The organism is Streptomyces sp. NEAU-sy36, from assembly GCF_013423905.1.
In the GTDB taxonomy this organism is placed as follows: Bacteria; Actinomycetota; Actinomycetes; order Streptomycetales; family Streptomycetaceae; genus Streptomyces; species Streptomyces misionensis.
The window spans coordinates 594,173-617,673 of record NZ_CP058977.1; the positions used below are offsets into that span (position 1 = coordinate 594,173).

The following is a 23,501-nucleotide window of genomic DNA, read 5'->3' on the forward strand; positions in this document are numbered from 1 at the left end:
CGGGGTTCGGGTACCGCTTAGGCTGTCGGCATCCGTGATGGACACCGCCGTTCAGGCCTAAGAGAACGCCTCAGGGGGCAACCGCCATGACGACAGGTCGGCTCGGGCTGGGGGCACCTCCCGGCCGCCAGGCGCCGGGAGGGGCCGTGCCGCCGAACGCGGCGTATGCCGGGCAGGTGGTGCACTTCCCGGATCCGGTGCGGGCGGCGCGTCATCCGGGGGGTGTACGGGTGGACGAGCGGGGTTTCCCGGATTTCTCGCCGTATGCGCGGGTGGCGGTGGAGATCGCGGAGCCGCCGGAGGGTTTCGGTGTCGACGAGTTGCGGTTGACGGACTATGTGTCGGCGAACGCGGCGTTGGCGGCGGCGGGGCACGAGTTGTGGGACACGGTGCCGGACGTGGCGACGCCGCACGGCTGGACGTGGCATCACGTGGCGGGTTCACGGCGGCTGGAGTTGGTTCCGGTCGAGGTGAAGGCGTTGCTGCGGCATCACGGTGGGGTGGCGACGGCTCCGGTGGACCACGGGAAGCGGGGTACGCGGCCGTTGCAGGAGACGCGGCCGGCGCATTTCGGCCTGCCGAAGTCGGGTGTGGCGGTGTCCGAGGCGCAGGTGCAGGGGGTCGAGGAGGATCTGGGGTACCGGTTGCCGGGTGCCTACCGTGACTTCCTGAAGGCGGCGGGTGGTTGTGCTCCGGTGGGTACGGCGTTGGACGCCGAGTTGGGGTTGTTGCTGGACCAGCCGTTCTTCACGGTGCGGGACGAGGCCGCGGTCAATGACCTGGTCTATGTGAACAAGTGTCTGCGTGACCATCTGACGAAGGACTACCTCGGGGTGGCGTTCGTGCAGGGCGGGTTGCTCGCGGTGAAGGTGAAGGGCGAGCGGCTGGGTTCGGTGTGGTTCTGCGCGTACGACGATGTGCGGGACGTCGATCCGTCGTGGCCGCCGGCCGAGCGGGTGGAGCGTCTGCTGCTGCCGTGCGGTGAGGACTTCGATGCCTTTCTGTCCCGTCTGGCGGGCAGTCCGCCGGAGTTGGAGACGGTGGCGAACCTGATGGTGGACGGCGGTTTCGCGCGTGTCGTCCCGGTGTCTTCCGGCGCGGTGGGGGAGTGAGCTTTCGGCGATGGTGACGTACGCGCAGGCGCAGGAGCGCGCCGAGGAGTGGATCAACGGGGACGTGCCCGTGTACCAGCACCGCGAGGTGCGGGTGCGGGAGTTCGAGCTGGGTTTCGTGGTGTGGGGCGAGGACCGGGCGGAGGGGCCGCGCTCGGATGCGGGGTCGCAGCGGTTGGTGATCGCCCGGGACAGCGGGGAGGCGACGTTGTGGCCCGCGTTGCCGGTGGGTGAGGTGATCCGCCGGTACGAGGAGGAGTACGGGGGGCCCGACGGTCCGCGGGACGCGGTGCCGGCGCCGGCACCGGCGCGAGTGGATCTGAATCAGACGTCGTTCCTGTTGACGCCTCCGGAGTGGTTGCAGGAGGCGGCGGACAAGCTGGGGATCGGGGAGCGGCGGCCGCAGGGGGCGGCTTCGGATTCCGGTGATCTCGCCGATTCCGGTGACTCCGGTGAGCCTGCCGAGTCCGTCGGTTCTCCGGGGGGTCCGGCCCCGGCCGGGGTGCCCGAGGGGGCGACGCCGTGGGCGGGTACGGACACGAACGGGGGCGCGGGTGAGGACGACGACCGTTCGGTGCCGTTGCCCGCGACGGTGTTCGCGCCGCCGCTGAGCGATGCCGACGACGGTGCGCCGAGGCCGCCGGCCGTGGCGCCGGACGCGAAGACGGCGTTGATGGCGGGTGGCAGCCAGTTGCCTCGTACGGCGCTGGCCCCGGCGCTCGACACCTCGAACGGTCCGGACACGCGGGGCGGTTCGGCCGTGCCGGGCGCCCCGCAGGGGAGCACGCCGCCTCCGGTGCCGGGTGCTTCGCCGGGTGGTGCTCCGCTGCCGCCGCCCGTGCCGGGTGGTCCGCAGAGTGTGGCTCCGATGCCGCCGCCCGTGCCGGGTGCCCCGCAGGGCAGTGTGCCGCCTCCGCCTCCGCCGCCGGGTGCTCCCGTGTACGGCTATCCGGCGCCGGCGGGGCCCGGTGTCCCCGCGCCGGGTGGTGCGCCCGCGCCGGGTGCTCCGGTGTACGGCTATCCGCAGGGTCCCGGCACCCCGCCCGCGCCCGTTCCCGGGGGTCCGGGGGTGCCGCCGGGCAGTGCTCCGCCGCCGTACGGTCATCCGCAGGCGCCGGGCGCCCCGGACGCGTCTCGGCCGCCGGCCGGTGCGGGTGCCGCCGAGCGTCCGCTCGCGCCGAACGCCGGGGACATCGCGGACGCCGCGACGAGCAAGGCCGCGCCGCCGCCGAAGAAGGGGCGCGGCGGGGTGGGTGCGCCGCCCCCGCCGCCGGGTGCCCCGGGTACGCCGGGCGCGCGCCCGGGGAGTGTGCCGACGCCGCCCGCGCCGGGCGCGTCGTCGGGCGGGTATGTGCCGACGCGTCTGGTGTCCGCGCTCGGGCCCGAGGGGCAGGACGGCGCGGACGGGGCGCAGGAGCCGGGCGTGCCGGGCGTCCCGCACGCCCCCCAGCAGCCGGCGACGCCTCCCGCCGACGTACACCACGCGGCCACGATGCTGGCCGACCCCGCCGCGATGGGCCCCGGTGCCCCGAAGCCGCCGGCGGCGCCGGGGATGCCGGGCGCGCCCGGTGCTCCGGGTGCGCAGGGCGGCCCGGGTGCCCCGGGTGCCCCCGGCGTGCCCGCGCCGCCCGCTGCGCCCGTGGCTCCCGGCACGCCCCCCGCTCCCGGGGCGCCACAGCCCCCCGGTGCCGTGCACCACGCGGAGACCATGCTGGCCGCGCCTCCCCCGGGTGGTCCCGGCATGCCTTCGCCGCCCCCCGGGCCCGGTGCGCCGGGCATGCCGCCGGGGCCGTCCGGCGCACCCGGTGTCCCCGGTCCGCCGCCGCCCGTGCCCGCCGCGCCGATGCCCCCGGGCGCCGTGCCGCCTCCGGGTGGCCGTCTGCCGGGGCAGCCGCCGGCGTACGGGTATCCGCAGCCGCCCGCCGGGCAGCCGACGGTGGGTCCGGGCTACCAGGCCGTCCTGCGCTACCGGGCGCAGGACGGTTCGGAGCAGCAGCTGATCCGGCGTTCCGCGCCGGGTACGCCGCATCCGGAGTGGCAGATCTTCCACGAGCTGCGCTCGATGAACGTGCCGCCGGACCAGGTGCTGGAGCTGCACACGGAGCTGGAGTCCTGCGAGCTGCCGGGTGCCTACTGCGCGCGGATGATCCGGGAGCAGTGGCCGCAGGCGCGGATCACGAGCATCGCGCCGTACGGCACGGACCACGCGAGCCGTCAGGAGGGCATGCAGCAACTGCTGGCCCACCAGGGCGAGTTGCACCAGGTGGCGGACGGACCCGCGCGCCCCGCGCCGGTGCGTGCGCCGTTGCCGCCGGTGCAGGTGGCGCCCCCGGTGCCGCCGGAGGGCGTGGCGCAGGAACTGGCGGCGGCGTTCGGGCCGGGGGTCTTCCGGTTCGAGCAGCAGGCGGTGTCCCGGCAGGGGGTGCCGCCGGTCGTGGCGCACACCCTGGTGGTGGCCGGACTGCCGTTGGACATGGGCCCGTTCTTCTGGGCGCAGGCGCAGCCGGGCCGGCCGGTGCCGACGCTGGCGGAGCTGGCGGCCGAGCGCGGGGTGCGGCCGGCGCCGGACGCGGGGTCGTACCTGGTGATGGGCACGGACTTCGGCAAGGCGCTCTGTGTGCAGTACGGGACGGCGCACATCGTGGCGGTGCCGGTGGAGGCCGGGCCGGGCGGTGCGCCGGTGCCGCCGCAGTTCGTGAACACCGGGCTGCCGGAGTTCGTGCGCGCTCTGGCGCTGCTGGGCCGGATGTGGCGGCTGCGGTACGGGCTGAACCAGGAGCAGGCGGGCCGCTGGACCGTCGACTTCCAGGCGCAGCTGGCCGCGCTCGACCCGGCGGCGCTCGGTTCGCCGGAGAGCTGGTGGTCGGTGCTGCTGGAGCAGATGTGGGACGGCCTGCTGTAGTGCGGGACCGTACGAGGACGCCGGTCGGCGGCGCGGAGGAGGGCGCGCGGGAGAACCGGTAGCCGCCGGTCGGGAGCCCTTGGGCCGGGACGGGCGATGTCGCGCCCGTGACGTGGCTGCGGAGTGTCGCGTTATGAACACTTCCGCCGGATCCGTCACGATGTGCGCGAAGTCGTCCTGTCGGTCGGTCCGCCGGAGAGGGGTTCCCAGGGTGAGCAGCGCATGGATGCCGCCGGGCGGCTTCACGACCGTCCGGGGGCGTGGCTACCGCCCCGACCAGGTCGACGCGTACCTGGAGGCGCTGTCCGAGGGCCGGGACGCCGCGTGGGAACGCGCCGCGCGGCTGACCGTGCTGGCCAAGGACATGGCGGCGGACCTCGCGCGGCTGAAGGAGGTCGTCGCGCGCCTGGCGCCGCAGGAGTACGAGACGCTCGCGGAGGGCGCGCGGAACCTGTACCGGCTCGCGCTGGAGGAGGCGGAGCAGCTGCGCGAGCGCGCGCGGTGCGAGGCGCGGGAACGGGTCGCGCGGGCCGAGGCGGACGCCGAGGAAGTGCGCCGGGCGGCGGGGGAGACGGCGCACGCGCTGCGCGCGGAGGCCGACGAGCACGCCCGCGGGCTCCTCGACGCCGCGCGTGCCGAGGCCGACGCCATCCGCGTCGATGCCCGCCGGGCGGTGAAGGAGGGGCGCGGCGCGTCCCTGGCGGCGTTGCGCGAGGCGCGGCGGCACACCGCCGCGCTGCTGGCCGAGCAGACCCGGCAGCAGGCCGAGCGCCTGGCCGGGATCGAGCGCGAGGAGGCCGAACGGGTGGCCGCCCTTAACGCCCGGCACGCCGGACTGGAGGCCCGCGCCGAGGCCGAGGTGGCCGCCGCCGAACGGGCGCTGGCCGAGGCCGGGGAGTACGCCCGCCGCTGCGAGGAGGAGGCCCGCACGCGCGCGGCCGGCATCGTCGCCGACGCCCGCGCCCGGGCCGGCCGCATCGCCCAGGAGACGGAACGGGTGCTGCGTGCGCACAGCGAGGCATGGGACGACGTGCAGGCCCACATGGACCACGTCCGCAGCAAGCTGATGATGCTGACGGGCCGGGCGGCCCTGGACTAGGGCCGCCCGGCGGCCGGGAACACCCCGGACGGTCGTCCTTCGTCCGCGTCCGGAGGTGGAGACGGCCCCGGCCTCGGCTCCACCCGGCGGTGGAGTTCCCCTAGGGGGTCCTCCGGAGAACGGCTCGGGGCGGGTTCGTCCCGGCGGAGGACGAGACGGCGCCGGGGTGGTCCTTAGCCTGGCTTTACGCCGCTGGGGGGCGGCTGGCACGACCGGGAGGGTGGGGTTTTCCCCCTCGTGAAGACGGGGCTTCGCACCAGCGCGTGCGCCCCGCCGAACCGCGAGACTCGTCGACGTACCCAGAACACACACGCCTCGGAACCGGGGCGGCACACGAACTTGCCGACCGACATAGGAGAAATACCGTGACATCGGCTGTGACAATTCCCAGGCACGGGGGCACTGGAGAGCGTACGGCCGTTGCCGCACGGGCGCGGCAGGTCGTGAAGGCGTACGGGTCCGGCGAGACCCGGGTCGTCGCCCTGGACCACGTCGACGTGGACATCGCCAGAGGCCGCTTCACCGCGATCATGGGGCCCTCGGGCTCCGGCAAGTCCACGCTGATGCACTGCCTCGCGGGCCTGGACACGGTGACGAGCGGTCAGATCCACCTGGACGAGACCGAGATCACCGGCCTGAAGGACAAGAAGCTCACCCAGCTGCGCCGGGACCGGATCGGTTTCATCTTCCAGGCGTTCAACCTGCTGCCGACGCTCAACGCCCTCGAGAACATCACGCTGCCCATGGACATAGCCGGCCGCAAGCCCGACCGGGCGTGGCTGGACCGGGTCGTGGAGACCGTCGGCCTCGCCGGCCGGCTCAAGCACCGGCCGACCCAGCTCTCCGGCGGCCAGCAGCAGCGCGTCGCCGTGGCCCGCGCGCTCGCCGCCCGCCCGGAGATCATCTTCGGTGACGAGCCGACCGGCAACCTCGACTCCCGCGCCGGCGCCGAGGTGCTGGGCTTCCTGCGCCGCTCGGTGGACGAGCTGGGCCAGACCATCGTGATGGTCACCCACGACCCCGTCGCCGCCTCCTACGCGGACCGCGTGCTGTACCTGGCCGACGGCCGCATCGTGGACGAGATGCACCAGCCGACGGCCGAGCAGGTCCTGGACCGCATGAAGGACTTCGACTCCCGGGGCCGTACGTCATGACCGTCCTGAAGACTTCCCTGCGCAACTTCTTCGCGCACAAGGGCCGCATGGCGCTCTCGGCGGTCGCGGTCCTGCTGTCGGTCGCCTTCGTGTGCGGCACCCTGGTGTTCACCGACACCATGAACACCACCTTCGACAAGCTGTTCCAGGCGACCTCCTCGGACGTCACGGTCAGCGCCGGCGGTGCCTCCGACACCGGGCAGACGACCTCCCGCACCGGCAAGCCGCCGGTCATGCCGGCCTCCGTCCTCGGCACCGTCCGGGGCGTCGAGGGCGTGCGTTCGGCCGAGGGCACGGTGTTCTCCACCTCGGTGACCGTGATCGACGCCAAGAAGGACAAGCTGTCGCCGAGCAGCGGCGGGCCCACCATCGTCGGCAGCTGGAACGGCAACGACGCCCGCACCATGAAGATCACCACCGGTGCGGCGCCCAAGGGCCCGGACCAGGTGATGGTGGACAAGGACACCGCCGACAAGCACCACCTGAGGCTGGGCGACGACATCGGCATGATCTCGGTGGTCGGCACGCACCACGCCCGTGTGAGCGGCATCGCCGCCTTCCAGGTGACCAACCCCGGGGCTGCCGTCTTCTACCTGGACACGAAGACCGCCCAGCAGACCCTGATCGGCCGCACCGGCGTCTACACCGACGTCAATGTCACCGCCGCCAAGGGCGTGCCGGACGACCGGCTGAAGAAGGACGTCGCGGCCGCGCTCGGCCACGGCTACAAGGTGCGCACCGCCAAGGAGGTCACCGACGCCAACCAGAAGAGCGTCGAGAGCTTCCTGAACGTCATGAAGTACGCGATGCTCGGCTTCGCCGGGATCGCCTTCCTGGTCGGCATCTTCCTGATCATCAACACCTTCTCCATGCTGGTCGCCCAGCGCACCCGGGAGATCGGCCTGATGCGCGCCATCGGCTCCTCCCGCAAGCAGGTCAACCGCTCGGTGCTGATCGAGGCGCTGCTGCTCGGCCTGGTCGGCTCGGTGCTCGGTGTCGGCGCGGGCGTCGGCATCGCGGTCGGCCTGATGAAGCTGATGAGCGGCATGGGCATGGAGCTGTCCACCGACGACCTGACCGTCGCCTGGACCACGCCCGCGCTGGGTCTGCTGCTGGGTGTCGTGGTCACCGTGCTGGCGGCCTACCTGCCCGCCCGGCGGGCCGGCAAGGTCTCCCCGATGGCCGCGCTGCGCGACGCCGGTTCCCCGGCCGACGCCAAGGCCGGCGCCGTGCGCGCCGTCCTCGGCCTGCTGCTCACCGGTGCGGGCGTGGCCTGCCTGTACGTCGCCGCCACCGCCGACCAGGCCAAGACCGGCTCGGGCTGGCTGGGCCTGGGCGTGCTGTGCACCCTCGTCGGGTTCGTGGTCGTCGGTCCGCTGCTCGCGGCCGGCCTGGTCCGGGTCCTCGGCGTGGTGCTGCTGCGGGTCTTCGGGCCGGTCGGGCGGATGGCCGAGCGCAACGCGCTGCGCAACCCGCGCCGCACCGGTGCCACCGGCGCCGCCCTGATGATCGGCCTCGCCCTGGTGGCCTGCCTCTCGGTGGTCGGCTCCTCCATGGTGGCCTCCGCCACCGACCAGCTGGACAAGACCGTCGGCACGGACTTCATCGTCCAGGGCGACCAGGAGTTCGCCTTCGTCAAGCCGCAGATGGTGCGGCAGATCAAGGCCACGCCCGGCCTGGAGCGGGTCACCGAGTACAAGATCCTCGATGCGACCCTGACCACTCCGGACGGCAAGGTCGTCAAGAACGGGACGATCAACGCGGCCGACGCCACCTATGCCGAGGACGTGCGCACCAAGACGGTCGCCGGCAACCTCGCCGACGCCTACCGGCCGGACTCCATGTCCGTCTTCGAGGGCTTCGCCAAGGAACACGGGATCAAGGTCGGTTCCACGGTCACGGTCGCCTTCAAGGGCGGCAGTGCCGCCCGGCTCACGGTCCGCGCCATCACCAGTGACGAGGTCGTGATCGACAAGGGCGCGATGTACGCGGCCATCCCCACCGTCGCGAAGTACGTACCGGCCGACCGGATGCCGCTGGACCAGCTCGTGTTCGCCACCGCCAAGGACGGGCGGCAGGCCGCCGCCTACGCGTCGCTGAAGCGGACCGTGCACGCCGACCCGGCGCTGAACGTGCGCGACCAGACCGACTTCAAGAAGGCGCTGAAGGACCAGATCGGCCAGCTGCTCAACATGATCTACGGCCTGCTGGCCCTCGCGATCATCGTCGCGGTCCTCGGTGTGGTGAACACCCTGGCCCTGTCGGTGGTGGAGCGGACCCGGGAGATCGGCCTGATGCGGGCCATCGGCCTCTCCCGCCGCCAGCTGCGCCGCATGATCCGCCTGGAGTCGGTGGTGATCGCCGTCTTCGGCGCCCTGCTCGGCCTCGGCCTCGGCATGGGCTGGGGCGCGACCGCCCAGAAGCTCCTCGCCCTCCAGGGACTGAAGGTCCTGGACATCCCCTGGCCGACGATCACCGCGGTCTTCGTCGGCTCCGCCTTCGTGGGCCTGTTCGCCGCCCTGATCCCCGCCTTCCGGGCGGGCCGGATGAACGTGCTGAACGCCATCGCCACGGATTAGCCGCGCACCGGCCGCCGGCCGGTCGCGAGGCCCGCCGCATACGGGGGTTGCGGGGGTGCACCCGGTGCCGGGAAGTCCCGAGGGGCTTCCCGGCACCGGGTTTCCGCCGTCCCCGGGCATGCCGGGGGACGGGGGCCCGGGCACCGGTTGTCCACAGGCTCCGACGGCCGTCCCGGCGGCGTCGTACGCTGGACACTCGTTGCCCACCCCTGGACGGAAAGCCCCATGAGCCTGCACGGTCTGCTCGACGCCGTCGTCAAGGACCCCGCCCTCGCGGAAGCGATCACGGCGGCCGCGGACGGCAACCGCATGCACGTCGACCTCGTCGGTCCCCCGGCGGCCCGGCCCTTCTCGGTCGCCGCCCTGGCCCGCGAGACCGGCCGCACCGTGCTCGCGGTCACGGCGACCGGCCGCGAGGCGGAGGACCTGGCGGCGGCGCTGCGCTCGCTGCTGCCGCCGGAGGGCATCGTGGAGTACCCCTCCTGGGAGACGCTGCCGCACGAGCGCCTCAGCCCCCGCAGCGACACCGTCGGCCGGCGCCTCGCCGTGCTGCGCCGCCTCGCCCACCCCCGGGCCGACGACCCCGAGACCGGCCCGGTCTCCGTCGTCGTGGCACCCGTGCGATCCGTGCTCCAGCCGCAGGTCAAGGGCCTGGGCGACCTGGAGCCCGTGTCCCTGCGCACCGGTCAGAACGCCGATCTGAACGATGTGGTGGACGCCCTCGCGGCCGCCGCCTACGCGCGGGTCGAGCTGGTCGAGAAGCGCGGCGAGTTCGCCGTGCGCGGCGGCATCCTGGACGTGTTCCCGCCCACCGAGGAACACCCCCTGCGCATCGAGTTCTGGGGCGACGACGTCGAGGAGATCCGCTACTTCAAGGTCGCCGACCAGCGCTCCCTGGAGATCGCCGAGCACGGCCTGTGGGCGCCGCCCTGCCGCGAGCTGCTGCTCACCGACGAGGTGCGCGAACGCGCGCGGACCCTCGCCGAGGAACACCCCGAGCTGGGCGAACTCCTCAACAAGATCGCCGAGGGCATCGCGGTCGAGGGCATGGAGTCCCTCGCCCCGGTCCTGGTGGACGACATGGAGCTGCTGCTCGACGTGCTGCCCCAGGGCTCGATGGCCGTGGTCTGCGACCCCGAGCGGGTCCGCACCCGCGCCGCCGACCTGGTGGCCACCAGCCAGGAGTTCCTCCAGGCGTCGTGGGCGGCCACCGCCGGTGGCGGCGAGGCCCCGATCGACGTCGGCGCGGCCTCCCTGTGGTCCATCGCCGACGTCCGCGACCGGGCGCGCGAGCTGGACATGATGTGGTGGTCCGTGTCGCCCTTCGCGGCCGGTGAAGAACTCGACGCGGACACCCTGAAGCTGGGCATGCACGCGCCCGACACCTACCGCGGCGACACCGCCAGAGCCCTCGCCGACACCAAGGGCTGGCTCGCCGACGGCTGGCGCGCGGTGTTCGTCACCGAGGGCCACGGCCCGGCCGCCCGCACCGTCGAAGTGCTCGGCAACGAGGGCATCGCGGCCCGCATGGACGCCGACCTCGGCGAGCTGAGCCCGTCCGTCGTGCACGTCTCCTGCGGCTCGATCGAGTACGGCTTCGTCGACCCGGGGCTCAAGCTCGCCGTGCTCACCGAGACCGACCTGTCCGGGCAGCGCACCGCGAGCCGTGACGGCGCCCGGATGCCCGCCCGCCGCCGCAAGACCATCGACCCGCTCACCCTGGAGGCGGGCGACTACATCGTCCACGAACAGCACGGCGTGGGCCGCTACATCGAGATGGTGCAGCGCACCGTGCAGGGCGCCACCCGCGAGTACCTGGTGGTGGAGTACGCCCCCGCCAAGCGCGGCCAGCCCGGCGACCGCCTCTACATCCCCACCGACCAGCTGGAGCAGATCACCAAGTACGTCGGCGGCGAGGCGCCCACCCTGCACCGCCTGGGCGGCGCGGACTGGACGAAGACCAAGGCGCGCGCCAAGAAGGCGGTCAAGGAGATCGCCGCCGACCTGATCAAGCTCTACAGCGCCCGCATGGCCGCCCCCGGCCACGCCTTCGGCGCCGACACGCCCTGGCAGCGCGAGCTGGAGGACGCCTTCCCCTACGCGGAGACCCCGGACCAGCTCACCACCATCGCCGAGGTCAAGGACGACATGGAGAAGTCGGTCCCGATGGACCGCCTGATCTGCGGCGACGTCGGCTACGGCAAGACCGAGATCGCGGTGCGCGCCGCCTTCAAGGCCGTACAGGACGGCAAGCAGGTCGCGGTCCTCGTGCCGACGACGCTGCTGGTGCAGCAGCACTTCGGGACGTTCTCCGAGCGGTACGCGCAGTTCCCGGTGAACGTGCGGGCGCTGTCCCGGTTCCAGACCGACACCGAGGCCAAGGCCGTCCTGGAGGGCCTGCGCGAGGGCTCGGTGGACGTCGTGATCGGCACCCACCGGCTGTTCTCCTCCCAGACCAAGTTCAAGGACCTCGGCCTGGTCATCGTCGACGAGGAGCAGCGCTTCGGCGTTGAGCACAAGGAGCAGCTGAAGAAGCTGCGCGCCAACGTCGACGTGCTCACCATGTCGGCCACGCCCATCCCGCGCACCCTGGAGATGGCGGTGACCGGCATCCGCGAGATGTCCACCATCACCACGCCGCCGGAGGAGCGCCACCCGGTGCTCACCTTCGTCGGGCCGTACGAGGAGAAGCAGATCGGCGCGGCCGTCCGCCGCGAGCTGCTGCGCGAGGGACAGGTCTTCTACATCCACAACCGGGTCGAGTCCATCGACCGTGCGGCGGCCCGGCTGCGCGACATCGTCCCCGAGGCACGCATCGCCACCGCGCACGGCCAGATGTCGGAGGCGGCGCTCGAACAGGTCGTCGTCGACTTCTGGGAGAAGAAGTTCGACGTGCTGGTCTCCACGACCATCGTGGAGTCCGGCATCGACATCTCCAACGCCAACACCCTGATCGTGGAGCGCGGCGACACCTTCGGCCTCTCCCAGCTGCACCAGCTGCGCGGGCGCGTGGGCCGCGGCCGGGAGCGCGGTTACGCCTACTTCCTCTACCCGCCGGAGAAGCCGCTCACCGAGACCGCCCACGAGCGCCTGGCGACCATCGCCCAGCACACCGAGATGGGCGCGGGCATGTACGTGGCCATGAAGGACCTGGAGATCCGCGGCGCGGGCAACCTGCTCGGCGGCGAGCAGTCCGGGCACATCGCGGGCGTCGGCTTCGACCTGTACGTCCGCATGGTCGGCGAGGCGGTGGCGGACTACCGGCGGCAGCTGGAAGCCGGAGAGGCAGGGGTGGAAGAGGCCCCGCTGGAGGTCAAGATCGAGCTGCCGGTCGACGCGCACGTCCCGCACGACTACGCGCCCGGCGAGCGGCTGCGCCTCCAGGCCTACCGCGCCATCGCCTCCGCCGGCTCCGAGGAGGACATCAAGGCCGTCCGCGAGGAACTCACCGACCGCTACGGCAAGTTGCCCGAGCCTGTGGAGAACCTGCTGCTGGTGGCCGGGCTGCGGATGCTCGCGCGGGCCTGCGGCGTCGGCGAGATCGTCCTCCAGGGCACCAACATCCGCTTCGCGCCGGTGGAGTTGCGCGAGTCGCAGGAGCTGCGGCTCAAGCGGCTCTACCCCGGCACGGTCATCAAGCCGGCCGTGCACCAGGTGCTGGTGCCCCGCCCGAAGACCGCGAAGGTGGGCGGCAAGCCGCTGGTCGGCCGTGAACTGCTGGCCTGGGTCGGGGAGTTCCTCGCCTCGATCCTGGGCGCGTGATCCGCGCCGCTTTCGGCGGCCGGAGGGTGTGATCCGGCGCACGGCCCCCGCGGCCGTGCGCCGCCCCTTGAGCGCCAAATGCCCCGCTCCGCGCCGTACTTGCCCCTGAATCCATCCTTTGCGGCCCATCTGGTGCCCGGAAACGGGCAGTTAACGTGGTGGCGGAACGATCCGCCCCGCTTCCGGGGGCGGATCAGGGCGAGCGAGGGGGGCGCAGCGTGACGCGTCTGAAGAGCGGTGCGGTCGGTGCGGTGGTCGTACTGGCCGCGGTGGCCGGCTGCAAGTCCGGGCAGAGCACGGGGGCCGCGGGGCCCGAGGAGAAGGGCGGCGGGGGCGCGGTGCTGACCGCGGCCGACGCGCTGCCCGTCAAGGGCCGTGCGCCGAAGACCGGTTACTCCCGCGACCGGTTCGGCAGCGCCTGGGCGGACACGGACTCCAACTCCTGCGACACGCGGGACGACATCCTCAAGCGGGACCTGAAGGACGTGAAGTTCACCGGCGGCACCTGCAAGGTCACCTACGGCCTGCTGGACCCCGACCCCTACTCCGGCAAGGAGATCACCTACCGGCGCGGGCGCAGCCAGGTCGACATCGACCATGTCGTCGCCCTGTCGGACGCCTGGCAGAAGGGCGCCAAGTACTGGGACGCGAGCAAGCGCATCGCGCTGGCCAACGACCCGCTCAACCTCATCGCGGTCGACGCGAGCGCCAACCGCGGCAAGGGCGACGGCGACGCGGCCACCTGGCTCCCGCCGGACACCGCCTACCGCTGCACCTATGTGGCCACGCAGGTGGCGGTGAAGAAGAAGTACGGCCTGTGGGTGACCTCCGCCGAGAAGGCCGCGATGAAGAAGGTGCTGGCCGGCTGCCCGAACCAGAAGCTCCCCTCCGGCGGCAACCCGACCGAGGCCCCCTCGCGCTTCACGGCCCGCTGAGCCGCTGGCCCGCTGAGCCGCTGGGCCGTTGAGCCCGCTGGGCCGTTGAGCCCGCTGGGCCGTTGGGCCCGGCGAGGCCGCCGGCCCGGCGGCCGGTGCCGGTCAGCGGCCGGCGTAGTGCCCGCGGGGCGCGGGCGCGGGGCGGCCCGCCTTCTCCCAGGAGACGAAGGTGTTGGTGCGCGCGTGGACGAACGCCTTCACCGGGTCGCCGGAGTACGTCCACGGCACGGCGCCGACGTAGCCGCCGATCGCCCGGAACTGCTCCACCGCCTCCGCGTACCGCTTCTTCTGGAACAGCAGCTTCGCCAGCAGGTGCCGGACCACCGGCAGCCGGTGGTGCCCGGCGGGCACCCGGTCCACGGCGTCCAGGGTGGCGTCGATGGCCGAGTCGACGAACGGCTGGGCGTAGACCGGCTCCGCGGGCTCGCGCACCGCGTGCTCGTACACCGCGTACAGGCGCAGCACGGGCAGCAGGCTGTCCGGCGGGGCGGCGGCCGCGGCCTGCTCGGCGAACGCGTACATCAGCTCGTGCGAGCCGCGCCACTTGGCGCACCAGTACTGCAGGGCGCCGGTGTGGGCGCCGAAGTGGTGCGGGTCGCGTGCGGTGATCTCGGCCCACAGCGCCCGGAACTCCTCGTGGGACCAGCCGAGTCCGAGCGCGATGGTGATCTGCGCGATCCAGGGGCAGGGGTCCTCGGGCGCCATCAGCGCGGCCTCCCGGCAGGCGGGCAGCGCCTCGGCCAGCAGCCGGTGGAAGCCCTCGAACTGCTCCGCCGTGGTGTGCTTCGCCAGCTTGCCGCCGCGGACCTTGCCCGCCAGCGTGACGAGCGCGTCGGCGTGCACGAGCGCGGCGGACGGATCGTCGGGGCGCTCGGTTCTCCATGCCCTGACCCAGGTGTCGTCCTCGGCGGCGGCGTGCACGAGGATGCCGGTCCGGTACCAGCGCAGGTCCCAGTCGCGGCCGGCGTCCGCGAGGTAGGCGGCGGCCCGCCGCCAGTCACCGGCGAGCGCGGCCGCCGCCACCGCGTCGGCCTCGGGGTCGGGGCCCGCGTACCGGGCGTCGAGCCGGTCGCCGGGCACCAGCCCGTACGCGGCGGCGTCGATGGTGACCGGCTTCTTGGCCCGGCGGGCGCGTGCCTTGCGGGCGTTGCGCGGAATGGTGACGGCCGCATAGCCGAGGGCGGCGGTGCCGGCGATGCCGATCAGGGGATTCATACCGGGTCCTTCTGGGTGGGTCCGGCCGGGGAGGCGGCCGGAGATGCTGGTCGCGGGCCGTCGGGCCCGGCGCGGAGCAGCAGGGTACGCAGTGCTGTCATGGCCAGGACACCCGCATCCACCCGGGCCGACGCCGGGCCGAGCCGCTCCGCGCACCGGAGGGACACCGCCCGCCGCGCCGGCGGTCCCGACCGGCTCCCACCGGCGGCCCCGGCGTCCGGCGCGGCGGGCAGGGCCGGACGCCGGGGCCGCGCGGAAGGCGGCGGACCCGCGCCGCGCGGCGGCCCCGGGTGCTACTTCAGCCGGGAGAGGACCGTCGTCGTCAGCTTCTTGGCGCTGGCGGCGCCGTTGTCGCTGCCGGCCGTGGACATCACGGTGACCACGGCGCCGCCGGAGCGGGCCGCGATGAGCGTGGTGCCGTTCTGCCAGGTGCCGCTCGTCAGGGTCAGCGTGTAGGCCTCGTCGCCGAGCCCGGCGGTGGACTTGCCGGTGACCTTCACCGTGGCGTGCGTGTCGCTGTCCGTGAAGGCGGCGCACGCGGTGGCGACGGAGGCGAACTCCTTCATGACGTCCGCCGCGGTGGTGCCCTGGAATTCGTCGATCTCCTGGGCCAGGTCCTGCGTCTGGTCCTTGATGGCGTAGTCGTTCTGCGCGAACGACACCCCGCCCTTGTAGCCGGTCGCCTGGATCCAGGAGGTGCCCAGCAGCCGGGTGCAGTCGGTCTTCGCGGTGCTCTTGGCCTCCGGGTCGAGGAACCGGGAGCCGCTGTCCGCCGAGTTGTCGGCCTGGAGGGCGAAGCCGGCCGGGAAGGCCGACGCGGGCGCCAGCGCCTTCTTCAGCTGCGTCCCGGTGGCGAGGCCGGCGTTGGGGTCCTTCGCCTTGGCCGGCTTGGTGCTCGCGGTGGAACCGGTGTCCGAGGAACCGGAGGAGCAGGCGGTGAGGGCCAGGGGCAGGGCCGCCGCGACGGCGAGCAGGGAGGCGGCGCGGGACGAGAGACGCATGACAGTCCTTCAGGGCTGGTGGAACGGAGACGTGCGTACGGCGGGGAGCCGTACCGCGTTCCGGCGGGGAGCCGGAACGCGTGGGTGGGCGGAGCGGTTTCGGGAGGCTCAGGGCTTCTCGGGGGCCGCCGTGCGGCCGGCCGGCTGCTCCGTGCCGTGTGGCGTGAGCCCGGTGGCCGGTGACGGGCCCGTGGCGCCGCCGTGACCCCCGTCGCGGGCGACGCGGTCGGCGTGCGCCGACATGGTGCCGATGACCGCCACCCCCACGACGGCGCTCAGCGTGAGCCTGGCCTTCATGCCCATGGCGCTATCCCTCCCCGGAGCGGCGGCCTCCCCCTCCGGTGACCGCTCGTTCGCTGGATCAATAAGAGCAGAGCTTGTGAACCGAGTCAACACGGTTCACTGAGGCAGGAGATGGCCACGGCGTGAATAGGTGGATCTTGTGTACGCCGGTATGCTCGGCGCCGGACCAGACGAGGGGAGCGGCCGGTGCAGGACCAAGCGACAGAGGTGACCGCCGCCGGTATCGCGCGGCTCGCCGGGGTGGGCCGGGCCGCCGTCAGCAACTGGCGCCGCAGGCACGCCGACTTCCCCAAGCCGGTCGGCGGCACCGAGTCCAGCCCCTCCTTCGCGCTCGCCGAGGTCGAGGCATGGCTGCGCAAGCAGGGGAAACTCGCCGAAGTCCCGTTGCGGGAAAGGGTCTGGCAGCAGCTCGCCGGCCACCCGGAGGGCCCGCTCACGGCCCTGGTGCACGCCGGCTGCGCACTGCTGCTGATCCACGAACGCCCCACGGTCTGGCTCGCGGCGAGCGCCGGTTCGGACGAGCACCTGGCCCGGCTGCTGCCGGGTGCGCTGGAGCAGGTGCTGCCCCCGCGCCTCGTCGGCCCCCTCGCCCCGGCCCTGCCGGGCGGCGCGGCGGCGGATTCGCCGTCCGCTGTGAACACGCCGGGCACCCGGGGAGCGGACGGCGCGCCGGTGCCCGCGGCTGTGAACAGCGCGGCGGTGACACCGGGTGTGAACGACGCGGCGGCGGCACCCGGCGTGCACGCCCCGCTCGCGTTCCTGCCCTCGGTGCCCCTCCTGCGCGGCGTGGCCGAGCTGGCCGCCGAGGCCGGGGCGCGGCAGACCTTCGAGTTCCTGCTGGGCCGGCACCTGGACGCCAACCCCCGCCAGTACACGCTCACCCCCGCCGAACTCGCCGCCCTCATGGCCGACCTGGCCGGCCCGGCCCGCCGTGTCCTGGACCCCGCCTGCGGCACCGGCGCCCTGCTGCGCGCCGTCGACACCCGTCCCGACCAGGAGCTGTACGCCCAGGACAGCGCCCCCGACCTCGCCGCGCTCACCGCGCTGCGCCTCGCGCTGCACTCGCGCGCCGGTGTGGCCACAACCGCCGGGGACACCCTGCGCGCCGACGCCTTCCCGGAACTGCGGGCCGACGCCGTGCTGTGCCACCCGCCGTTCAACGAGCGCAACTGGGGCCATGACGAACTCGCCTACGACCCCCGCTGGGAGTACGGCTTCCCGGCGCGCACCGAGTCCGAGCTGGCCTGGGTGCAGCACGCCCTGGCCCGGCTCGCCGACGGCGGCACGGCGGTGCTGCTGATGCCCCCGGCCGCCGCCTCCCGCCGCTCCGGGCGCCGCATCCGCGCCGACCTGCTGCGCCGGGGCGCGCTGCGGGCGGTGCTGGCGCTGCCGGTCGGGGCGGCGCCGCCGTACAACATCCCGCTGCACGTGTGGGTGCTGCGCCGGCCCGAGCGGACCCCGGTGTCGCCCGAGGTGCTGCTCATGGACACCGGCAGGTTCGCCGGGGAGGGCCGCGGCGGACCGGACTGGACGGCGGTGCGCGAGGCCGTGCTGGACGCCTGGCGGGCCTTCGGGCGCGCGGACCGGCCGGTGGAGCGGCCGGGGCTCGCCCGTTCGGTGCCGGTCATCGAACTCCTCGACGACGACGTCGACCTGGCGCCCGCCCGGCATCTGCCGCCGCCCGCCGCGGCCGGCGGCGCGGAACAGCTCGCGGTGGTGCGCGAACGCCTCGGCGAGACCCTGCGCCGGACCGTCGAGCTGACCCCGCCGCCCGCCGCGACGGCCCCGCCGGTGCGCAGGCCGCTCACCACCGTCGGCGAACTGGCGCGCGGCGGCGCGCTGGTGCTGCGCACCGGCGGGAACGGCGGCCACGCGCGGCTGCCGGTGCTCACCGACGCGGACGTGCTCGCCGGAACGGCGCCCTCGGGGGCGCTGCCCGAGAGCGACGAGGAGGCCGTGCTGACCGAGCCGGGCGACGTCGTCGTACCGGTGCTCGGCGGCGGCTCGGTGGCCCGTGTGATCGAGGAGGAGGCGGCCGGTGCCGTCCTGGGGCGCAACCTCGTGCTGCTGCGCCCCGACCGCACGGCGCTCGACCCCTGGTTCCTCGCCGGCTTCCTGCGCGGCACCGCCAACAACCGGCAGGCCAGCAGCTACGCCTCCACCGCGACCCGGCTGGACGTGCGCCGACTCCAGCTGCCCCGGTTGCCGCTGGACGAACAGCGGCGCTACGGAGCCCGGTTCCGCGCCCTGGACGAGTTCGAACGGGCGCTGCGGCACACGAGCCGGCTCGGGGAGCAGCTGATGCGCGGGATGTACGACGGCCTCACCGACGGCACCGTCGCCCCGGACTGACCCCTGACAACGGTTCGGTAGACCCCGGACACGTTGTCGGCGCCGGGCCATATGCTCGACCCGCACGCCCACTTCAGGCAATCAGGAGCAGTCATGCAAGGCCACGGCTACGGACCGCCGGCGCAGCGGCCGCCGCACCCCGCGGTGCTGGTCCTGCTGCGCGTGCTGTTCGTCGCGATCGGCATCCTCAGCATGGGCTTCCTGGCCTGGGTGATGCAGCTGCGGCTGGCCGCCGTCACCCGCAGGCCCCTGGACTGGGCCCTGTTCGTGGGTGCGCTGCTGCTCGACGGCCTCAGCCTGGTGCTGGTGGGCAGCGAGCCCGGCGACGACATCACCACCGCACGCGGCTACACGGGCCTGTACCTGCTGCTGGCCACCCTGGTGGCGGTGACCGTGTACTACCTGGTCGCGGAGATACGCCACTACGCCCGACGGAACCAGGCGTTCCGTGCCCAGCGGGGCATACCGGCGCAGCAGTTGCCCGCGCAGGGCGCCCCGGCCTACGGCTACCCGGGCCCCGCGGCCCCCTACGTCCCGCCCGCCGCACCCGTGGTGCCCGGCGCCCCCGCCGCCCCGCCGGTGTCGCCGCACACCCCGGTACCCGGGCCCCCGCTCCCGCACCGCCCGGCGCCCGCCCGCATCGACCAGGTGCGGGCCGAGCTGGACGAGCTCAGCGACTACCTGCGCAAGCAGGACGGGCAGCACGAGGGCGGAAGGTGACCGTGGCGACCGGACGCCTCGTCGCCGACCGGTACGAACTGTCCACCCTCATCGGCCAGGGCGGCATGGGCCAGGTGTGGACGGCGTACGACCGGCGGCTGGACCGGCGCGTGGCCGTGAAGCTGCTGCGCCCCGACAAGGTGGCGGGCCAGGAGGCCGACGAACTGCGCCGCCGGTTCGAGCGCGAGTGCCGGGTGACCGCACAGGTCGACCACCCCGGCCTGGTCACCGTGCACGACGCGGGCAGCGAGGGCGAGGAGCTGTTCCTCGTCATGCAGTACGTCGACGGCGCCGACCTCGCCGACCACCTCGCCGAGCACGACCCGTACCCCTGGCCGTGGGCCGTCGCGGTGGCCGCGCAACTGTGCGCCGTGCTCAGCGCCGTGCACGCCGTGCCGATCGTCCACCGCGACCTCAAGCCGCGCAATGTGATGGTGAAGCAGGACGGCCTGGTCACCGTGCTGGACCTGGGCGTGGCCTCCGTCATGGACACCGACACCACCCGCCTCACCCACACCGGGTCCCCGATCGGCTCGCCCGCCTACATGGCGCCCGAGCAGGCGATGGGCGGCGCGGTCGGCCCGTACACCGACCTGTACGCGCTCGGGGTGCTGCTGCACGAACTGCTCAGCGGCGACGTGCCGTTCCGCGGGTCCACCGCGCTCGGCGTGCTGCACCGGCACCTGTACGAGCCCCCGCTGCCCGTGCGCCGGATCCGCCCCGAGGTCCCGGAGGCGCTGGAGACCCTGGTGCTGCGGCTGCTCGCCAAGGACCCGCAGCACCGGCCGGCCTCCGCGCAGGAGGTCTACGAGCACCTGGCGCCCCTGCTGCCCACGCGCGGCACCCCCACCGGTGCGCCCCTGGACCCCACGCGCCCCTTCGTGCGTCCACACGCCCCCTGGCCGGACCGCGCACGCACGCCCGCGCCCCAGCCCGCCCCCGCCGCCCCGGCCTCCGCGGCGACCGGGAAACCGGATGTCGCCGCCGCCGTCGACGAGGTCAAACGGCTGCTCGGGGAGGGCCGCATCACCCAGGCCGTCGACATCCTGGGCGCGATCCTGCCCGCCGCGGCCGAACAGCACGGCGAGCACTCCCCGGTCGTCCGCACCCTGCGCAAGCAGTACGCGGCGACTCTCATGGACGACGGCCAGTACCGGCGCGCACTGCCCGAACTGCGCCGGCTCGCCGACGAACGCGCCGCCGAGGCGGGCCAGGCCGACCCCGCCTCGCTGCGCTTCCGCCACGACGCCGCCCAGTGCCTCGAACAACTGGGGGAACCCGCCGCGGCGCTCGCCGAGTACCGCGCCCTGCTGCCGTACTACGAGAACCAGTACGCCTTCGGCGATCCGCAGCAGGCCCACGAGGTCCGTCGGCGCATCGGCCACCTGCTGCTCGCGCTCGGCGACCGGGCCGCTGCCCACGAGACCCTCGCCCGCCTGGTGCTGGACGTGGAACGCCTCGGCGGCCCCGGCCACCCGATGGCCGTCGAGATCCGCCGCACCCTGCACTGGCTGGGACAGGTGCGCGGCTAGGGTCTTTCGTCGGGATCAGGCCCCGAGAGCCCGGCATGATCCGAACGAGAGGCCCTGGATTCATCCAGCCGTACAGACATCGAACGACACACCGAAAACCATCAGGGGTGGGAATCATGGCCGGACACCGGCAGTCCAAGAAGCGCAGATACATCGCCTGGTCGGCGGCGGGCGTCGTCGTGGTCGCGGGCGCCGGCCTCGCCGCGCAGACCTCCATGGCGGCCACCACCTGGCCCGCGCAGAAGACGTTCACCGGGCGGGCGTTCGACACCTGCGCCGCGCCCTCGCTCTCCACCATGAAGGCCTGGCACACCGGCTTCTACGGCGCCGCCGCCGTCTATGTGGGCGGCAAGAACCGCGGCTGCGCCCAGCCCAACCTCACCGCCTCCTGGGTCAAGTCCGTCAGCTCCCTCGGCTGGAAGCTCATTCCTCTCTACGTCGGCGCCCAGCCGCCCTGCCAGTCCGGCGCCAACCCGGAGAAGATGACCAGCTCCAACGCCGCCACCCTCGGCACCCAGGACGCCAATGACGCCGTCGCGAAGGCCGCCGCCCTCGGCATGAAGGCGGGCAGCGCGATCTACCTCGACATGGAGGCGTACGACGTCACGAACAAGGCGTGCAACACGGCCGTGCTGACCTATGTGCGCGCCTTCGACAAGCAGCTGCGCGCCAAGACGTACCGGGCCGGCTACTACGGCTTCACCAGCTCCAGCGCCAAGGCGATCGCCACCGCGACCGACAAGACGGACCTGCCGGGCAACCTCTGGTACGCGCTGTGGGACAAGCAGAACACCACCACCGCGGACTGGCCGTGGGGCGCCACGCAGTTCACCGGGCACAGCCGCGCCCACCAGTACATGGTGAACAGCAAGGAGACGCACGGCGGCGTCACGCTCACCGTGGACCGCGACGCGTGGGACGCGCCGGTGGCCATCACGGGCTGAGGCCGCGGCGGCGCGACGGTGCCCGAAGTCGCGGTGAATCGTTGGTCGAATGGGTTGGCCGGAGCAGTGCCGCTGCCTACCATCGATCACCGCAAGACCTTGTGCACCGTCGCACAATCTCCCCTTGGAGGTTTCCTTGCACCGCCGCCGTCGCACCGCGCTCGTCCTCACCGCCGCGATCGCCGCCGCGGCCCCCCTCCTGACCGCCTGCGGAAACGACGCGCACCCGGGCGCGGCGGCCGTCGTCGGAGGAGAGCGGATCACCGTCGCGCAGTTGCAGAACCGGGTCGACGCGGTCCGCGCGGCCCAGCGGGCCGCGGTGTCCGACCCGGCCCAGTACCAGCAGGTGCTCGCCGAGACCAGCAGCCTCACCCGCGACACCCTGCACAACATGGTCCTCGACCGGGTGATCCACCGGGCCGCCCAGGACCAGGGCGTCACGGTCACCCGCAAGGACACCCAGCAGCTGCGCGCCAGCCTGGAGCAGCAGGCGGGAGGAGCCAAGGGCCTGCGGAACGCCTGGCTCCAGAAGTACGGCATCGCCCCCGCGTACCTGGACGACAACCTGCGCCTCCAGCTGGAGGCGCAGAAGGTCGCCGCCCGGCTCGGCACCGACACCTCTCAGCCCGCCTTCTGGAAGGCCCTCTCGCGGGCCTCCGAGGAGCTGCACATCGACATCAACCCGCGCTACGGCACCTGGGACGTGCAGAAGAGCGGCCGGGCGGACGCGAAGACGCCCTGGGTGCGGGAGGTGACGGCGCCCTCGGGAGGCGCGCCGGTGACCGCGTAGGGCGGGGCGGTCCCCAGGCCGCGGGCATACGATCACACGACCCCCGCGGCCCTGTGGACAACCGAATCCGCTCGTCGCCGCCGTGGGTTACGTTCGGAGCGTGAACGCATCGAGTCCCGCCCCCGGCCGCATCGTCCTGCTCACCACCAGCCACCGTGTCGCCCCCGGCCTGCTGTCCTGGCCCGCCTGGCAGGCCCTGCGCGCCGCCGACGCCGTGCTGTGCGCGGACGGCGCCCACCCGCAGCTGCCGTATCTGCGGGAGGCGGGCATAGCGGTGGCCGAGGCGGCGCCCACGGCGCAGGAGCTGGTCGACGCCTGCGCCGGCGGGCGGACCGTCGTGGTCGTGGCGACGGGGGAGGGCGAGCCCGCGCTCACCGACGGACTGGCCCGGCTGGCCGGCACCGGCCGGATCCGCATGCCGGAGCTGGAGCTGCTGCCCGCCTCCTACGACCTGCCCGGCGCCCGGCTGCTGGACCTCGTCCAGGTCATGGACCGCATCCGCGCCGAGTGCCCCTGGTCCTCCCGGCAGACCCACGAGGGCCTGGCCAAGTACGGCATCGAGGAGGCGTACGAACTGGTCGAGGCGATCGAGGCGGGCGACCGCGAGGAGCTGCGCGAGGAACTGGGCGACGTCCTCCTCCAGGTCGTCTTCCACGCCCGGATCGCCGAGGAGCACCCCGAGGCGCCGTTCTCGATCGACGACGTGGCGGGCGGCATCGTCGCCAAGCTGATCCACCGCCATCCGCACGTCTTCGGCGAGGAGACGGCCGAGACCCCGGAGGAGGTCAAGGCGCACTGGCTGCGCACCAAGGCGGAGGAGAAGCGGCGCACCTCGGTCACCGAGGGCATCCCCCTCGGCCAGCCCGGCCTGGCCCTCGCCGCCAAGCTGGCCTCCCGCGCCCGCACCGCCGGGCTGGACGTCCCCCTGCCCCAGGGCGAGGGCGTCGGCTACGAGCTGCTGGCCCTCGCCGCCCGCGCCGAGTCCGCCGGCACCGACCCGGAGACGGCCCTGCGCGCGGCGGCCCGCACCTACCGGGACGCGATACGGAGGGCCGAGGGAGTGGACCCGCGGGAGGGCGAGGACCTGTCCTGAGCGCTCCG

Annotated in this window: 16 protein-coding genes; 13 read left to right on the plus strand and 3 right to left on the minus strand. The window is 73.7% G+C overall.

The window, feature by feature from the left end; translation table 11 throughout:
• Positions 1–86: 86 nt before the first annotated feature.
• The 7 genes from HZZ00_RS02725 to HZZ00_RS02755 all read left to right on the plus strand — a co-directional run bounded on the left by HZZ00_RS02725 (position 87) and on the right by HZZ00_RS02755 (position 13,543).
• Positions 87–1,112 carry an SMI1/KNR4 family protein gene (locus HZZ00_RS02725; protein WP_180330710.1) on the plus strand — a complete coding sequence of 342 codons (1,026 nt, stop codon included), beginning with the start codon at positions 87–89 and terminating at the stop codon, positions 1,110–1,112.
• 10 nt (positions 1,113–1,122) lie between these two features.
• Positions 1,123–4,014, plus strand: a complete 2,892-nt coding sequence (locus tag HZZ00_RS02730; protein WP_180330711.1) for an SUKH-4 family immunity protein — start codon at positions 1,123–1,125, stop codon at positions 4,012–4,014.
• A gap of 226 nt (positions 4,015–4,240) precedes the next feature.
• Entirely contained in the window at positions 4,241–5,113 is an 873-nt protein-coding gene (locus HZZ00_RS02735; protein ID WP_180333362.1) for a DivIVA domain-containing protein, read from the plus strand.
• Positions 5,114–5,478: 365 nt separating this feature from the next.
• The gene (locus HZZ00_RS02740; RefSeq protein WP_180330712.1) at positions 5,479–6,267 is read left to right on the plus strand and encodes an ABC transporter ATP-binding protein; all 789 of its coding nucleotides are present in this window, start codon (positions 5,479–5,481) and stop codon (positions 6,265–6,267) included.
• On the plus strand, positions 6,264–8,846 hold the full coding sequence (locus HZZ00_RS02745) for an ABC transporter permease (RefSeq protein ID WP_180330713.1): 2,583 nt from the start codon (positions 6,264–6,266) through the stop codon (positions 8,844–8,846). Before HZZ00_RS02740 ends, HZZ00_RS02745 begins: the two co-directional genes overlap by 4 nt.
• Before the next feature lie 225 nt (positions 8,847–9,071).
• The gene (gene mfd / locus HZZ00_RS02750; RefSeq protein WP_180330714.1) at positions 9,072–12,608 is read left to right on the plus strand and encodes a transcription-repair coupling factor; all 3,537 of its coding nucleotides are present in this window, start codon (positions 9,072–9,074) and stop codon (positions 12,606–12,608) included.
• Between the two features lie 218 nt (positions 12,609–12,826).
• Positions 12,827–13,543 carry an HNH endonuclease family protein gene (locus HZZ00_RS02755; protein ID WP_180330715.1) on the plus strand — a complete coding sequence of 239 codons (717 nt, stop codon included), beginning with the start codon at positions 12,827–12,829 and terminating at the stop codon, positions 13,541–13,543.
• A gap of 102 nt (positions 13,544–13,645) precedes the next feature.
• Here the strand turns inward: HZZ00_RS02755 and HZZ00_RS02760 are convergent, their stop codons facing one another.
• The 3 genes from HZZ00_RS02760 to HZZ00_RS02770 form a co-directional block, all read right to left on the minus strand.
• On the minus strand, positions 13,646–14,758 hold the full coding sequence (locus HZZ00_RS02760) for a hypothetical protein (protein ID WP_180330716.1): 1,113 nt from the start codon (positions 14,756–14,758) through the stop codon (positions 13,646–13,648).
• Positions 14,759–15,051: 293 nt separating this feature from the next.
• On the minus strand, positions 15,052–15,759 hold the full coding sequence (locus HZZ00_RS02765; RefSeq protein WP_180330717.1) for a hypothetical protein: 708 nt from the start codon (positions 15,757–15,759) through the stop codon (positions 15,052–15,054).
• Between the two features lie 108 nt (positions 15,760–15,867).
• The gene (locus tag HZZ00_RS02770) at positions 15,868–16,062 is read right to left on the minus strand and encodes a hypothetical protein (protein ID WP_180330718.1); all 195 of its coding nucleotides are present in this window, start codon (positions 16,060–16,062) and stop codon (positions 15,868–15,870) included.
• Positions 16,063–16,248: 186 nt separating this feature from the next.
• Between HZZ00_RS02770 and HZZ00_RS02775 the strand changes: the two genes are divergently transcribed.
• The 6 genes from HZZ00_RS02775 (at position 16,249) to HZZ00_RS02800 (ending at position 23,493) form a co-directional block, all read left to right on the plus strand.
• Entirely contained in the window at positions 16,249–18,414 is a 2,166-nt protein-coding gene (locus HZZ00_RS02775) for an N-6 DNA methylase (protein ID WP_180330719.1), read from the plus strand.
• A gap of 93 nt (positions 18,415–18,507) precedes the next feature.
• Entirely contained in the window at positions 18,508–19,134 is a 627-nt protein-coding gene (locus HZZ00_RS02780) for a hypothetical protein (protein ID WP_180330720.1), read from the plus strand.
• Positions 19,135–19,199: 65 nt separating this feature from the next.
• Positions 19,200–20,666 carry a serine/threonine-protein kinase gene (locus HZZ00_RS02785; protein ID WP_257585907.1) on the plus strand — a complete coding sequence of 489 codons (1,467 nt, stop codon included), beginning with the start codon at positions 19,200–19,202 and terminating at the stop codon, positions 20,664–20,666.
• A gap of 116 nt (positions 20,667–20,782) precedes the next feature.
• Positions 20,783–21,610 (plus strand): glycoside hydrolase domain-containing protein, encoded by an 828-nt coding sequence (locus tag HZZ00_RS02790; RefSeq protein ID WP_180330722.1) that lies wholly within the window; start codon positions 20,783–20,785, stop codon positions 21,608–21,610.
• Between the two features lie 136 nt (positions 21,611–21,746).
• The gene (locus HZZ00_RS02795) at positions 21,747–22,400 is read left to right on the plus strand and encodes a SurA N-terminal domain-containing protein (protein ID WP_180333363.1); all 654 of its coding nucleotides are present in this window, start codon (positions 21,747–21,749) and stop codon (positions 22,398–22,400) included.
• A gap of 100 nt (positions 22,401–22,500) precedes the next feature.
• A complete protein-coding gene (locus HZZ00_RS02800) occupies positions 22,501–23,493 on the plus strand; it encodes a nucleoside triphosphate pyrophosphohydrolase (RefSeq protein WP_070023690.1) in 993 nt (330 codons plus the stop codon).
• Positions 23,494–23,501 lie beyond the last annotated feature (8 nt).